This window comes from Rhodoferax saidenbachensis (assembly GCF_031457975.1).
Taxonomy (GTDB): Bacteria; Pseudomonadota; Gammaproteobacteria; order Burkholderiales; family Burkholderiaceae_C; genus Allorhodoferax; species Allorhodoferax saidenbachensis_A.
On record NZ_JAVDXO010000004.1, the window covers coordinates 366,962 to 381,357 of the forward strand.

Sequence of the window (14,396 nt, forward strand, 5' to 3'; positions counted from 1 at the left end):
GTCAGGCGTGGAAAAGGTTAACTCTCAAAATCACTCAAAGATCAAACTGGGTTGGCATCATCACGACGTCACGGATGGTCATGCCGCGGGGGCGCGTGAGCATGAACAACACCACGTTGGCCACTTCGGAGGCCTCCAGCAAACTGCCCTTGGCCTTGGCTTCTTCCAGTTTTTCGGCAGGCCAGTCCGCCAGCAGCGAGGTGATGACAGGCCCCGGCGAGATGGAACCCACGCGGATGCCATGCTTGAAGACTTGGCGACGCACGGTCTGCACAAAGCAGTTGATTGCCCACTTGGAGGAGGCGTAGACCGGCTCCCACGGCGTGGGGAAATGCGCGGCCAGCGAGCTGGTGACGATGATGTCGCCCACGCCACGCTCAATCATGTGGGGCAGTACGTTGTGCACGTTCTTCATCACCACGTTCACATTCAGGTTGAGCATGCGGTCGATGGCATCGGGATCGGAATCGACCAGATCACCGCCCACGTACAGACCTGCGTTGGCATGGAAGACATCGAGCCTGCCGGCCAGCGCCAGCACCCGCGCCAGCAGCGTGGCGCACTGCTTGGCATCGAGCAGGTCCAGCACCAGCGGCAGGGCCTGGGGGCCCAGCTCTGCACAGGCCCTGCCCAGCGCAGCCTCGTCGCGGTCCACCAAGACAACGCGTGCACCCGCCTCCACCATCGCGCGTGCGCTGGCCAGACCGATGCCAGAGGCGGCGCCGGTCACGGCGGCCACCTGGCCTTGCAAAGGGGATGTTGTGTTGGTGTTCATGGTCTTCAGGGATGGAGGTTGGAATCAGTGCTTGCCGGCTGCCACCACGCGGCCATTGGCATCAAACAGGTGGGCGGAGGTGCCGTCGATCTGCACCCCCACGGTGGAGCCCACTTGCAGTTCGGTACGCGTGTTCAGCCGCGACACCAGCGGGGCACCGCTCTCGGTGCTCACATAAATCAGAGTCTCGGCGCCCAGGGCTTCGATGAGCTCTACCTTGGCTTGCACCTGGCCCTGGCCCGGGGCCACCAGCGTGAGGTTTTCAGGGCGCAGGCCGATGGCACCCAGCGCGGGCACGGCCATGCCGGCCACGGTAGTGAGCTGGGGCAGTTTGGTGGCTTCGATCACATTCATTTGCGGCGTACCAATGAACTGCGCCACAAACTGGTTGGCGGGCCGGTCATACAACTCCAGCGGCGTGCCTACCTGCTCGATGTTGCCGTCGCGCAGCACCACCACGCGGTCGGCCAGCGTCATGGCTTCTACCTGGTCGTGCGTCACATAAATGGTCGTGGCGCCCAGGTCGCGGTGCAGCTTGGCAATCTCGATGCGGGTCTGGCCACGCAGCGCAGCGTCCAGGTTGGAGAGCGGCTCGTCAAACAGAAAGACCTTGGGCGCACGCACGATGGCACGGCCAATGGCCACGCGCTGGCGCTGGCCGCCGGACAGCTCCTTGGGGGTACGCTCCAGGTAGTTGGTCAGGTTCAGGATCTTGGCCGCGCGGTCCACCTTCTCTTTGATGATGGCAGGGTCCACGTTGGCGAGCTTGAGCGCGAAGCTCATGTTCTCGAACACGCTCATGTGAGGGTAGAGGGCGTAGCTCTGGAACACCATGGCCAGGTCGCGCTTGCTGGAGGGCAGATGCGTGATGTCGCGGCCGTCCAGGTGCAGGCTGCCGTTGTCGATGGCTTCCAGGCCGGCAATCAGGCGCAACAACGTGGACTTGCCGCAGCCGGACGGGCCCACAAACACCACGAATTCGCCAGGCTGGATGTCGAGGTCGATGCCCTTGATGACGCGGTGTTCGCCAAACAGTTTTTCAACGCCGCTGAGTTTGAGGTAAGACATGAGAGAGGTCTCCGCTTGGTTATTGGTTTACTTGACGGCGCCGAAGGTCAGGCCTTGCACCAGTTGTTTTTGGCTGAACCAGCCGAACACCACGATGGGGCCGATGGCCATGAAGGACGCGGCGGACAGCTTGGCCCAGAACAGGCCCTCTGGGCTGGAGTAGGACGCAATCAGCGTGGCCAGCGTGCCGGCCTTAGCGGCACTCAGGTTGAGCGACCAGAAGGCTTCGTTCCAGCTCAGCACCAGCGTGAGCAGACCGGTGGAGGCCAGGCCACCCATGGTGAGTGGCAGCAGCACGTGGCGGAACTCTTGCCACAGCGTGGCGCCGTCCATGCGCGAGGCTTCCAGAATCTCGGCCGGAATCTCCTTCAGGTAGGAGTACAGCATCCACACCATGATGGGCAGGTTGGACAGCGTGAACACGATGACCAGGCCGGTGCGGGTATCCAGCAGACCGCTGGTCTGCGCCATCACGTACACGGGCACCAGGGCGCCCACCGCGGGCATCATCTTGGTAGAGAGCATCCACATCAGGATGTCCTTGGTGTACTTGCCCTTGAAGAAGGCCATGGCGTACGCCGCAGGAAACGCCAATGCCAGCCCCAGCAGAGTGGAGGCCACGCTGGTGATCAGCGAGTTGGTGGCGTAGAGCATGTAGTCGCTGCGCTCCTGCACGATCTCGAAGTTCTCCAGCGTGGGCTTGAAGAACAAAAGCGGCGGCACCGAGATGGCCTGCAACTCGGTCTTGAAGGCGGTGAGTACCAACCAGCCCAGCGGGAAGAACAGCACGAAGGTCACTGCCCAGGCACTCAAGGTGCGCAGCCAATGCAACCACGGAAAGCTTTTGTGTTGTGTCATGGGGGTGCTCACTTGTCCAGGTTTTTGCCGACCATGCGGATCAGGAAGACCGCAGCAATGTTGGCCAGCACCACGGCGAACATGGCGCCCGCGGAGGCCACACCGGCGTCGAAGTTCAGCAGCGCCTGCTTGAAGATCAGGAAGGCCACGTTGGTACTCGCGTCGCCCGGGCCGCCACCCGTGGTGGTGTAGATCTCGGCGAAGACGCTGAGCAAGAAGATCATTTCAATCATCACCACAATGGCCACCGAGCGGGCCAGGTGCGGCAGGTACAGGTAGCGCAGCTGTTGCAGGTAGTTGGCGCCGTCCATGCGCGAGGCTTCGAGCTGCTCGCGGTTCATGCTTTGCAGCGAGGTGATGAAGATCAGCGTGGCAAAGGGCAGCCATTGCCAGGACACGATGATGATGACGCTGAACAACGGAAAGTCGGTCAGCCAGTCCACCGGCGTGGCACCAAAGAAATGCCAGACCTGGGCCAGCACGCCATAGATGGGGTTCATCATCATGTGCTTCCACAACAGCGCATTCACCGTGGGCATAACGAAGAACGGGGAAATCAGCAGGATGCGCACCAGGCCACGGCCCAGAAACGGCTCGTCGATCAGCAGGGCCACCAGAGTGCCACCAATCACGGTGATCAGGATCACACTGCCCAGCAGCAACAGCGTATTCATGACGGCCGTGCCGAAGGACGGATCGGTCATGAAGTAGATGTAGTTTTCCAGCCCGACGAAGCCCACTTTGTCGGGCTGCATCAAGTTGTAATGGATGACCGAGAAATACAGGGTCATCACCAGGGGCACGATCATCCACAGGAACAGGGATAGAACGGCCGGTGCCATCAGGGCACGGGGAATAAAGCGGCTCATACAACGACCTCGCGGGAAAAAGGGCGCGCGGAGGAGACCCCGCGCGCCTGAAAGTCCACCAACCGGAGAGGAGGGTTTACTTGTAGTAGCCCGCCTTCTTCATTTCGCGGTCAGCCGCGGCTTGAGAGGCTTTGAGGGCGTCGTCTACGGATTTCTTGCCAGCGAGCGCTGCGCTCATTTCCTGGCCTACGGTGGCGCCGATGGCCTGGAACTCAGGGATGGCAGCGAACTGCACGCCAACGTACGGGCTCTTGGGCAGGGTGCTGTCGTTGGGGTTGGCCGAGTCGATCGCAGCTTTTTCAGCAGCTGCAAACTTGGCGGCCTTCATGAACTCAGGGTTGGCGTAGGTGCTCTTGCGAGTACCGGTAGGCACGTGGGCCCAGCCATTGGTCTTGGCCACCAGCTCGATGTATTCCTTGGAAGTAGCCCAAGTCACGAACTTGGTGGCCGCGTCCACTTTCTTGGAACCCGATGGAATGGCCAGTGCCCATGCCCACAGCCAGTTCGCACCCTTGGGGGTCACAGCGGTAGGAGCCTGTGCAAACGCCACCTTGTCAGCCACCTTGGACTGCTTGGGATCGGTAATGAAGGACGCTGCGATGGTGGCGTCGATCCACATGCCGCACTTGCCTTCGTTGTACAGCGCCAAGATTTCATTGAAGCTGTTAGCCGACGAGCCAGGAGGGCCGTAGTTCTTCAGCAGGTCCACGTAGAAGTTGATGGAATCCTTCCAGGGCTGGCTTTCCAGTTGGGGTTTCCAGTTCATGTCGAACCACTGGCCGCCGTTGGTGTTCACCAGCGTGGACAGGAAAGCCATGTTGTCGCCCCAGCCTGGTTTGCCGCGCAGGCAGATGCCGTACACACCGTTCTTGGGATCGTGGATCTTGGCAGCCAGGGCCTTGATGTCGGTCCAGGTGGGCTTGTCAGCCACTTTGATGCCAGCCTTGTCTGCCAAGTCCTTGCGGTACATCAGCATGGAGCTTTCGCCGTAGAAGGGCACAGCAAACATTTTTCCGTCTACAGACAGGCCATTGCGCATGGCGGGCAGGATGTCGTCCGCGTCGTACTTGGCGTCGGTCTTGAGTTCTTGCAGCCAACCCTTTTTGCCCCAGATGGGAGTTTCGTACATGCCGATGGTCATCACGTCGAACTGGCCGCCCTTGGTGGCGATGTCGGTGGTCACGCGTTGGCGCAGCACGCCTTCTTCCAGCGTCACCCACTTCAGTTTGATGTCGGGGTTGGCGGTTTCGAAGTTCTTGCTGAGCTTCTGCATTTCGATCATGTGGCCGTTGTTCACGGTGGCCACAACGAGTTCTGTTTGTGCGTATGCGGCGCTGGCCAGCAGACCAAATGCCAGGGCCAAAGATGCCTTGAGTTTCATGTTTTGTCTCCTAATGGAAGTTCGGGTGTTCAGCCAATGCCAACGATGCATCGACAGGCCTGAATAGTAGAAGTCGCCCCTTCTGGGGGTTGATACTTTTGGAACGATTGACAGTATTGGCATGCAAAAACTAGTCAGGGTTTTCCCATATACACGCGATAACGTATTGATTTGGCGAAATTTTGGCGAAGTTTGGGTTGAACCTAAAGGAGCGTATAGGGGCCCACCAAGCGTACTGATGGGGCTCACCAGGGAGTAAATTGGCCTAAAACCATCACTTTTTAGATGTTTAGGTAATTAAGAACTAAAAAAACAGTAGTTCTCGTTTTAATGACGGGCTTCCAGAATCCACCCCATCGCACTGTTGCGTTGCTTTTCTGGAGTTTGTTTCATGGCCCACCGTCGCCACATCCTGAACTTTGCCGTGGCTGCTGCCCTGGTCAGCGCCTCCGCAGGCGCCTTGGCCCAGCAAGCCGTCACCCTGCTCAACGTGTCCTACGACCCGACCCGCGAGCTGTACGTCGAGTTCAACGCTGCTTTTGCCAAGTACTGGAAAGCCAAGACCGGCCAGGACGTGACCATCAAACAAAGCCACGGTGGCTCTGGCAAACAGGCCCGTTCCATCATTGACGGCCTGGACGCCGACGTAGCCACCTTGGCCCTGGCCGGTGACACCAACGCCATTGTGAAAAACGGCGGCTGGATTGCCAAAGACTGGCAAAAACGCCTGCCCCACAACTCCACCCCCTATGCATCCACCATCGTGTTCGCGGTGCGTGAAGGCAACCCCAAGAAGATCAAGGACTGGGACGATCTGATTCGCCCCGATGTGAAGGTCATCACGCCCAACCCCAAGACCTCGGGCGGCGCCCGCTGGAACTACCTGGCCGCCTGGGAATTCGCCAAGCGCAAATACGGCGGCGATGACAAGGCCAAGGAATTCATTGCCAAGCTGTTCGCCAACGTGCCGATCCTGGACACCGGCGCCCGCGGCTCCACCATCACCTTTGCGCAGCGCGCCCAGGGCGATGTACTGATTGCCTGGGAGAACGAGGCCTACCTGCTGGAAAAGGAATTCGGCGCCAAGTTTGACGTGATCGCGCCGCCCCTGTCCATCCTGGCCGAGCCTGCTGTGGCCGTGGTCGACAAGAACGTGGACAAGAAGGGCACCCGCGCCGTAGCCACCGCCTACCTGGAGTACCTGTACTCCGAAGAAGGGCAGGACATCGCCGGCAAGAACTTCTACCGTCCTGTGATCTCGGAAAAAGCCAAGGCCAAGTACGCCAAACAGTTCCAACCCCTGAAGCTCTTCACCATCGAAGAAGCCTTTGGCGGCTGGGAAAAGGCCGACGCAGCGCACTTTGCCGACGGCGCCAGCTTCGACCAGATCTACACCAAGAAATAAGCATGTCCGTCCTACTCATCGCGGGCAGCCCGTCGGAGCGTTCACGTACCGCGGCCCTGCTGGAAGCCGCGGGCCAGCGCCTTGAGGCACGCGGTGTGCTGGTGGACCGGCTCCGCGTGCGGGACCTGTCACCCCAGGCCCTGCTCCTGGCAGACTTTGGCCACCCCTCCATCAGCCAGGCCACTGGCCAGGTGGCTGAGGCGGACGTGATCATCGTCGCCACACCGGTCTACAAGGCGGCATACAGCGGCGTACTCAAGGTCTTCCTGGACCTGTTGCCGCAAAACGGTTTCAAGAACAAGGTGGTGTTGCCCCTGGCCACGGGCGGCAGCCCGCACCACATGCTGGCGCTGGACTACTCGCTGCGCCCGGTGTTGCAGTCGCTCGGTGCCAAGCACATTCTGCCCGGCATCTACGCCACCGACGCCCAGGTCACGCTGTCCGAAGGCGGCAGTTACCAGGTCAGCGCCGACATTGGCGAGCGCCTGGACGATGCCGTGCACACCCTGATCACCGAGACCCTGCAGACCGGGTTGGCCATTGCCACCCGATTTGCGCCGGTCGCGTTTTCGCAAGTGCGATGTAGCGTGTAGCGCACCCGCTCCCGGGCGGCCTGGTCCGCCCTTCTTTCATTTTTATTTTTGACCCCGCGCACGCGGCAAGGGCGAAGCCTTGCCTGCGCCCACGACAACAGAGACGCCATGACACCACAACACCTTCTCACCCGCCGCAAGATTCTGGCTACCGCCGCTGCAGCCACTGCGATAGGCGCTGGCACAAGCGCCTTTGCCCAAAGCGGCCAGCGCGTGCTGCGCGTGGGCCACCAAAAGGGCTGGTTCAACATCCTCAAGGGCCGCGGCACGCTGGAGCAAAAGCTCGCCCCGTTGGGCGTGAAGGTGAGCTGGATTGAGTTCAACGCCGGCCCGGTGCAACTCGAAGCGCTGAATGTGGGTTCGATTGACTTTGGTGACGTGGGCGAAGCCCCCCCTATCTTTGCCCAGGCCGCCGGCACACCACTCGTCTACGCCGGCGCCACCCAGCCCCGCCCCAAACTCGAAGCCCTGATCCTGCCACCCGGCTCCCCCGTGAAAACCGTGGCCGACCTGAAGGGCAAGCGCGTGGCCTTCAACAAGGGCTCTAACGTGCAGTACTTCCTGGCCAAGTTGCTGGAGAAGAAGGGCCTGAAATACACCGATGTGCAGACCGTGTTCCTCTCGCCCCCCGACGCACGCGCGGCCTTTGAAAAAGGCGCGATTGACGCCTGGGTGATTTGGGATCCCTTCCTCGCCGCAGCGCAAAAGCAGCTGGGCGCGCAAATCCTGGCCGATGCCCAGGGCGTGGTGAACAACCGGCTGTACTACTTCACATCCCGCGACTACGCCACCAACAACACCGATGTATTGAAGATCGCACTCAAGGAGGTCGACGAGGTCGAAAAGTGGATCTCCAAGAACAAGGACGCCGCGGCTGTGGAACTGTCCAAAGTACTGGGCCTGGACAAGTCCATCACTGAACTGTTTATCAACCGCACGCCCTTTGGCATCGTGCCCGTCAACAGCGACATCCTGGCCGAGCAGCAACAGATTGCCGACACCTTCCTGGAACTCAAGCTGCTGCCCAAGGCCCTGAACCTGCGCCACGCCGCGCCCGTGAACCTGGGCTAGGCCCACCCGCAGGAGACCCACCATGGCACACACCACACCATCCGTCAGCCGCCGCAGCCTGCTGCAGTTGCTGGCCACCACCGCCGGCATCTGGGGCCTGAGTGGCCCCGTCAGCAACACCTGGGCGCAAACAGCTGCCGGTGGCAGTGCGCCTGAGTTGTTGCGCATCGGTTACCAAAAATCTGCCGTCAACCTGGTGATCCTGAAACAGCAAGCTGTACTGGAAAAGCGCTTCCCCGGTACCAAGGTGCAGTGGATCGAGTTTCCCGCCGGCCCGCAGCTGCTGGAAGCCCTGTCCGTGGGCAGCCTGGAGTTTGGCCTGACCGGTGACTCGCCCCCCGTGTTTGCCCAAGCCGCCGACAAGGACCTGGTCTACGCCGGGGCCGAGCCGCCCAAGCCTGACAGCTCCGCCATCCTGGTGCTCAAAGACTCGCCATTGCAGAAGCTGGAAGACCTGAGGGGCAAGAAGATTGCGCTGCAAAAAGGCTCCAGCGCGCACTACCTGCTGGTGCGCGCGGTGGAGAAAGCCGGCCTGCAGTGGACCGACATCCAGCCCATTTACCTGGCACCCGCCGACGCCCGTGCAGCCTTCGAGCGCAAGAGCGTGGACGCCTGGGCCATCTGGGACCCCTTCTACTCCGCCACCGAACTCACACTGCAAGCCCGTGCGCTGGCCACTGGCCGCAACCTGTCCAGCAACAACTCGTTCTACCTGGCCTCCAAGCCCTTTGCCACGCAGTACGCGCACACCATCGCGGCGCTGTTTGAAGAGCTGACGCGTGCCGACCGCTTCGCGCAAGAACACCGCCCCGAGACCATCAAGCTGATCTCTACCTTCAGCGGGCTGGATGCGGGTGTGGTGAGTCTGTTTTTGCAACGCCGCCCCAAGTCGCCCGTGGGCCCCATCAGCGCCAGCATCGCCGCCGACCAGCAGCGCGTGGCCGATGCCTTCCACAAGCTGGGCCTGATCCCGAAGACCGTGCGCGTGGCCGACATCGTCTGGACGCCACCCGGCGGCACTCGCCTGGCCCAAGCCGGCAAGCCCTGAACTGAGTAGGAGACTTTTGTGAATATTTTCTGGTTCATCCCCACCCATGGCGACAGTCGCTATCTGGGCACCTCCGAAGGTGCACGCCAGGTCAACCTCGACTACCTCAAGCAAGTGGCGCAAGCCGCGGACAGCCTGGGCTACGAGGGCGTGCTGATCCCCACCGGCCGCTCGTGCGAAGACCCCTGGGTGGTCGCCTCCAGCCTGCTGTCGGTGACCACGCGCCTGAAATTCCTGGTAGCCGTGCGCCCCGGCCTGCACCAGCCCGCGCTGGCCGCACGCATGGCCGCCACGTTTGACCGCCTCTCGGGCGGGCGCCTGCTGGTGAACCTGGTGACCGGCGGTGACCAGATCGAACTCGAAGGCGACGGCGTGTTTCTGGACCATGCCGCACGCTACGCACAAAGCGCCGAGTTCATCCGCATCTGGCGTGAAATTCTGGCGCGCAGCCATGACGGCGAATCGTATGACTTTGAGGGCGAGCACCTCAGCGTCAAGGGCGCCAAGCTGCTCTACCCGCCCATCCAGAAGCCCCACCCTGCGGTGTACTTCGGTGGTTCGTCCGCCGCCGCACACGACCTGGCGGCCGAGCAGGTAGAGACCTACCTGACCTGGGGCGAACCGCCCGCCGAAGTGGCCAAGAAAGTGGCCGACGTGCGCGAGCGCGCCGCCAAGCTGGGCCGCACCGTGAAATTCGGCATTCGCCTGCATGTGATCGTGCGCGAAACCGAAGAGAAAGCGTGGGCGGCCGCCGAAGACCTGATCAGCCACTTGGACGACGAAACCGTGGTGCGTGCCCAGGCCGCCTTCCAACGCATGGACTCCGAAGGCCAGCGCCGCATGGCCGCGCTGCATGCCGGTGGCAGCAAGCGCACCCGTGCGGACCTGGAAATCAGCCCCAACCTCTGGGCCGGTGTGGGCCTGGTGCGCGGCGGTGCCGGTACGGCCCTGGTGGGCTCGGCCGAGAGCGTGGCGGCACGCATCCAGGAGTACGCGGCGCTGGGTCTGGACACCTTTGTGCTGTCCGGCTACCCGCATCTGGAAGAGGCCTACCGCTTTGCTGAGCTGGTGTTCCCCAAGCTACCACTGGCCGTGCAGGAAAAACTGGCCGGCCCGCGCATCACCGGTCCGTTTGGCGAAGTGGTGGCCAACAACTACGCACCACGCGCCTCGCAGAGCTGATCCGTCCATCAGGAGCACCCCATGGAAATCCAGGCTATCCACCACGCCCAGCTGCCCTTTGCAGCCGTCGACAAGGCCGCTATCCGCGCGTTTTACAACGGGCTGCTGGGTCTGCTGGAGCGCACCCACCCCGAAAGCAGCACGCTGCGGTTTGAGACTGGCCTGCAACGTCTGGATCTGGTGCCCAACAGCAGCGGCGCGGTGCTGCCAGAGCCCGCGCACCTGGCCTTTGAGGTGCGCGACCTACCCACGCTGCGCCAGCGCCTGCTGGACGCTGGCTACGCGCTGGACGAGAGCCGCGCCCTGCCCGGCCACCACCGTTTTTATGTGCACGACCCGGCGGGCAACCCGCTGGAATTTCTGGAGCCGCACGAGAGCGCGGACCACACGCCATGAGCCACTCCATCCCAGAATTGCAAGTCACGCCGCTGCCCGGCGTGATCGAGCCCACAGACGCACGCAGCGCGCCGCTGCTGTTCGCATTGCCGTTGCCCGCAGAATCCGTCCAGCGCTTTCTACGCGGGGTGGGCCAGCGCCTGCTGCCCTGGCTGGTGCCGTTGTTGCTGCTGGCAACCTGGCAAGCCTCCGTCGCCTATGGCTGGCTGTCGGTGCGGGTGTTGCCGGCGCCCGTGGATGTGGCCAAGGCCGCCTGGACGCTGGCCGCCTCCGGCGACCTGTGGATCCATGTGAAGGTCAGCGCCGGGCGCGCCCTCACCGGCTTGGCCATCGGCGGCGGACTAGGTTTGCTGCTGGGCCTGTTGACCGGTTCGGTACGCTTTTTCGAAACACTGTTGGACTCCACCATCCAGATGGTGCGCAACATTCCCGCGCTGGCGCTGATTCCGCTGGTGATTTTGTGGTTCGGCATTGACGAGGCGGCCAAGCTGTTCCTGATTGCGGTGGCGGTGTTCTTCCCCATTTACCTCAACACCTTCCACGGCATCCGCAATGTGGACCCCGGCCTCATCGAGATGGCGCGCACCTACGGCTTGAACCGCTGGCAGCTGTATGTGCAGGTGATTCTGCCCGGCGCCCTGTCCAGCATTTTGGTGGGCCTGCGCTTTTCGCTGGGGCTGATGTGGGTGATCCTGATCGTGGCCGAAACCATCTCGGCGCAGGAGGGCATTGGCTACCTGACCATGAATGCGCGCGAGTTTTTGCAGACCGACATCGTGCTCGTGGGCATCCTGCTGTACGCACTCTTGGGCAAGCTGGCCGACTGGTTTGCCCGCGGCCTGGAGCACTACTGGCTGCGCTGGCACCCCGGCTACCAAAGCTAATTTGCTATTTATTTAATAGCTGCTCGCGCATATTTCATAAGGGCTGGAGCCTCATTTGACTACTAACCACACCCCCAACCTCGCCGCTGGCGTCGGCCTGGCCGTGCGCGGCGTGAGCAAGCGCTACGGCGCGCGCACCGTGCTCAAGCAGGCGCAACTGAATATCGCGCCCGGCGAGTTTGTCGCCATCGTGGGCCGCAGTGGCTGCGGCAAGAGCACGCTGCTGCGCCTGATCGCGGGACTGGAGAGCACCAGCGAAGGCCAGCTGCTGATTGGCGACCAAGCCCAGAACGGCCTGCGTGATGACACCCGCATCATGTTCCAGGATGCGCGTCTGCTGCCCTGGAAACGCGTGGTGGACAACGTAGCCCTGGGTCTGCCCAAAACCGAACGCCACCGCGCCGAGAAGGTGTTGGCTCAGGTGGGCCTGGGCGACCGACTGAACGACTGGCCTGCGCGCCTGTCCGGCGGCCAGCGCCAGCGCGTGGCCCTGGCCCGTGCGCTGGTGCACAACCCGCGCCTGCTGCTGCTGGACGAACCCCTGGGCGCGCTGGATGCGCTGACCCGCATCGAGATGCATGCCCTCATCGAAGGCCTGTGGCAGACCAACGGCTTCACGGCCCTCTTAGTCACTCACGACGTTCAGGAGGCCGTAGCCCTGGCCGACCGCGTGGTGCTGATCGAGGACGGCCACATTGCGCTGGACGAGCGCATCCCGCTGGCGCGCCCGCGCAGCCGTGGCGATACCGCCTTTGCCGCACTGGAGAAACGCATTCTGGACCGCGTGCTGCAGCAGCCCGCAACCGAAGAGCCCGCCACAGATCCGAATTGGGCTGGCGTTGCCGCCCACGGTGTGCGCTGGGCCATCTAGTTTCATTTTTCCCAACGGACTTTCAAGGAGTAACCCATGTCCATTCAAGCCATCAACGTACGCAACCAGTTCAAGGGCAAGGTGCGTGAAATCATCCGCGGTGACGTGGTCTCCGAAATCGACGTCGAAACCCCCTGGGGCATCGTCACCTCCGTCATCACCACCCGCTCCGTGGATGACCTGCAACTCAAGGTGGGTTCCGACGTCGTGGCATTGGTGAAATCCACCGAAGTGTCGATCGCCAAGCTCTGAACCTGGGGTTTGTCCGCGTGATTGAACTTCAAGGCATTGTGCAAACCTACGCCGGGCCGCAAGGCCCGGTGGAGGCGCTGCGTGGCATCGACCTGTCGGTGCCGCGTGGCCAGATTTTTGGCGTGATTGGCCGCAGCGGTGCGGGCAAAAGTTCGCTGGTGCGCACCATCAACCTACTGAACCGGCCCGTGGCCGGTACGGTGCGGGTGGACGGACGCGAACTCACCACGCTGAACGCACACGACCTGCGCACAGCACGCCGTGACATTGGCATGGTGTTCCAGCACTTCAACCTGCTGTCCTCGCGCACCGTGTTTGACAACGTGGCGCTGCCACTCGAAATTGAAGGCCTGCGCCGCGCCGAGATCGTCGCGCGCGTGGAGCCGCTGCTGGAACTGGTAGGCCTGGCCGCACTGCGTGACCGCTACCCCGCCCAGATCAGCGGCGGACAAAAACAACGCGTAGGCATTGCCCGCGCCCTGGCCAGCCGCCCCCAGGTGCTGCTGTCCGACGAAGCCACCTCGGCGCTGGACCCCGAAACCACGCGTTCCATCCTGGCGCTGTTGCGCGAGGTGCAGCGCGAACTTGGCCTGACCGTGGTGCTCATCACGCACCAGATGCAGGTCATCAAACAGATCGCCAACCAGGTGGCCGTGATCGACGCGGGCCGCATTGTGGAACAGGGCGATACGCTGGACGTATTCAGCCGCCCGCAGCACGAGACCACACGCAGCCTGTTGGACGACGTGGTGCCGCAGGAGCTGCCCGCCGTAGTGCTGGACCGCGTGCGCGCGCTGCTGGGTGGCGTACCGTCCAGCCAGGCGAGCCTGCTGCGTCTGGTGTTTGCGGGTGAAGATTCCGACAAGCCCCTGCTGTCGGATGTGGTGCGCCGCTTTGGTGTGGACCTGAACCTGCTGCACGGGCAGATTGACGAAGTGGGCGGTCGCCCGTTTGGCACGCTAGCCGTGCTGGCACGTGGCGCGCAGGAGCAGTTGAGCTCCACCGTGGCGCATCTGCGCAATGCCGGTGTGCTGGTGCAGGAGGTTTCCCATGTTTGAAACTTTTACTACCGCCCTGCTGGAGATGTTTGTCCAGTCGTTCTGGGAGACGCTGGTGATGGTCGGCATCTCGGGCACGCTGGGTGCCGCCATCGGCATTCCACTGGGCGTGTACCTGCGCCTGACCGACGCCGGTGGTGTGCTGCACAACCATGCGGCCAACCGCATCGTGGGCACGCTGATCAACGCAGTGCGCTCCACACCTTTCATCATTTTGCTGGTGGCGGTGATTCCGTTCACGCGCTTCGTCACGGGCTCGTCCATCGGCACGGCCGCCGCCGTGGTGCCGCTCACGCTGGCCTCCGGCCCGTTTGTGGCGCGCCTGGTGGAGACCGCGTTGCGCGAGGTGGACAGTGGCCTCGTCGAGGCAGCGCAGGCCATGGGCGCCACCACCTCGCAGATCGTGCGCAAGGTGCTGCTGCCCGAGGCCCTGCCTGGCATCGTGGCCGCGCTCACTATCAGCTTTGTCAGCCTCACGGGTTACTCGGCCATGGCCGGTGCCATTGGCGGCGGCGGCTTGGGCGACCTGGGCATCCGCTATGGCTACCAGCGCTTTCTGCCCGAAGTCATGGCCGCCGTGGTGCTGGTGCTGGTGCTCTTCGTGCAGTCCGTGCAAAGCGCGGGCGACTGGCTGGTGCGCCGCCTCAGCCACCGCTGATCCAACGTTGATTTTTAGTTTTTACAA

General features: G+C 62.7%; 16 protein-coding genes. 11 read left to right on the plus strand and 5 right to left on the minus strand.

Going from position 1 to position 14,396, the window contains the following annotated elements; genetic code table 11:
- Positions 1-34: 34 nt before the first annotated feature.
- The 5 genes from J2X15_RS11680 to J2X15_RS11700 all read right to left on the minus strand — a co-directional run bounded on the left by J2X15_RS11680 (position 35) and on the right by J2X15_RS11700 (position 4,951).
- Positions 35-775 carry an SDR family oxidoreductase gene (locus tag J2X15_RS11680; protein ID WP_310342954.1) on the minus strand — a complete coding sequence of 247 codons (741 nt, stop codon included), beginning with the start codon at positions 773-775 and terminating at the stop codon, positions 35-37.
- A gap of 24 nt (positions 776-799) precedes the next feature.
- Positions 800-1,843 (minus strand): ABC transporter ATP-binding protein, encoded by a 1,044-nt coding sequence (locus J2X15_RS11685; RefSeq protein WP_310342956.1) that lies wholly within the window; start codon positions 1,841-1,843, stop codon positions 800-802.
- 27 nt (positions 1,844-1,870) lie between these two features.
- Positions 1,871-2,701 carry a carbohydrate ABC transporter permease gene (locus J2X15_RS11690; RefSeq protein ID WP_310342959.1) on the minus strand — a complete coding sequence of 277 codons (831 nt, stop codon included), beginning with the start codon at positions 2,699-2,701 and terminating at the stop codon, positions 1,871-1,873.
- 8 nt (positions 2,702-2,709) lie between these two features.
- Entirely contained in the window at positions 2,710-3,570 is an 861-nt protein-coding gene (locus J2X15_RS11695) for a carbohydrate ABC transporter permease (protein WP_310342961.1), read from the minus strand.
- A gap of 76 nt (positions 3,571-3,646) precedes the next feature.
- Entirely contained in the window at positions 3,647-4,951 is a 1,305-nt protein-coding gene (locus J2X15_RS11700) for an ABC transporter substrate-binding protein (RefSeq protein WP_310342964.1), read from the minus strand.
- Positions 4,952-5,342: 391 nt separating this feature from the next.
- Between J2X15_RS11700 and J2X15_RS11705 the strand changes: the two genes are divergently transcribed.
- From J2X15_RS11705 to J2X15_RS11755, 11 genes are all read left to right on the plus strand, one after another.
- Positions 5,343-6,356 (plus strand): sulfate ABC transporter substrate-binding protein, encoded by a 1,014-nt coding sequence (locus tag J2X15_RS11705; protein WP_310342966.1) that lies wholly within the window; start codon positions 5,343-5,345, stop codon positions 6,354-6,356.
- A gap of 2 nt (positions 6,357-6,358) precedes the next feature.
- The gene (gene ssuE, locus J2X15_RS11710; RefSeq protein ID WP_310342971.1) at positions 6,359-6,949 is read left to right on the plus strand and encodes an NADPH-dependent FMN reductase; all 591 of its coding nucleotides are present in this window, start codon (positions 6,359-6,361) and stop codon (positions 6,947-6,949) included.
- A gap of 108 nt (positions 6,950-7,057) precedes the next feature.
- Positions 7,058-8,020, plus strand: coding sequence for a sulfonate ABC transporter substrate-binding protein (locus J2X15_RS11715; RefSeq protein ID WP_310342973.1), 963 nt, complete (start codon positions 7,058-7,060; stop codon positions 8,018-8,020).
- A gap of 22 nt (positions 8,021-8,042) precedes the next feature.
- Entirely contained in the window at positions 8,043-9,068 is a 1,026-nt protein-coding gene (locus J2X15_RS11720; protein WP_310342974.1) for a sulfonate ABC transporter substrate-binding protein, read from the plus strand.
- Positions 9,069-9,086: 18 nt separating this feature from the next.
- A complete protein-coding gene (gene ssuD, locus J2X15_RS11725) occupies positions 9,087-10,250 on the plus strand; it encodes an FMNH2-dependent alkanesulfonate monooxygenase (RefSeq protein WP_310342976.1) in 1,164 nt (387 codons plus the stop codon).
- Positions 10,251-10,271: 21 nt separating this feature from the next.
- Positions 10,272-10,646 (plus strand): VOC family protein, encoded by a 375-nt coding sequence (locus tag J2X15_RS11730; RefSeq protein ID WP_310342979.1) that lies wholly within the window; start codon positions 10,272-10,274, stop codon positions 10,644-10,646.
- A complete protein-coding gene (gene ssuC / locus J2X15_RS11735; RefSeq protein ID WP_310342981.1) occupies positions 10,643-11,530 on the plus strand; it encodes an aliphatic sulfonate ABC transporter permease SsuC in 888 nt (295 codons plus the stop codon). Before J2X15_RS11730 ends, ssuC begins: the two co-directional genes overlap by 4 nt.
- Positions 11,531-11,585: 55 nt before the next feature.
- Positions 11,586-12,401: an ATP-binding cassette domain-containing protein gene (locus J2X15_RS11740; protein ID WP_310342983.1), complete on the plus strand. Its 816-nt coding sequence runs from the start codon at positions 11,586-11,588 to the stop codon at positions 12,399-12,401.
- A gap of 36 nt (positions 12,402-12,437) precedes the next feature.
- The gene (locus J2X15_RS11745) at positions 12,438-12,653 is read left to right on the plus strand and encodes a TOBE domain-containing protein (protein WP_310342985.1); all 216 of its coding nucleotides are present in this window, start codon (positions 12,438-12,440) and stop codon (positions 12,651-12,653) included.
- Between the two features lie 17 nt (positions 12,654-12,670).
- Positions 12,671-13,711: a methionine ABC transporter ATP-binding protein gene (locus tag J2X15_RS11750; RefSeq protein WP_310342988.1), complete on the plus strand. Its 1,041-nt coding sequence runs from the start codon at positions 12,671-12,673 to the stop codon at positions 13,709-13,711.
- Entirely contained in the window at positions 13,704-14,369 is a 666-nt protein-coding gene (locus J2X15_RS11755; RefSeq protein WP_310342990.1) for a methionine ABC transporter permease, read from the plus strand. Before J2X15_RS11750 ends, J2X15_RS11755 begins: the two co-directional genes overlap by 8 nt.
- Positions 14,370-14,396: the final 27 nt, after the last annotated feature.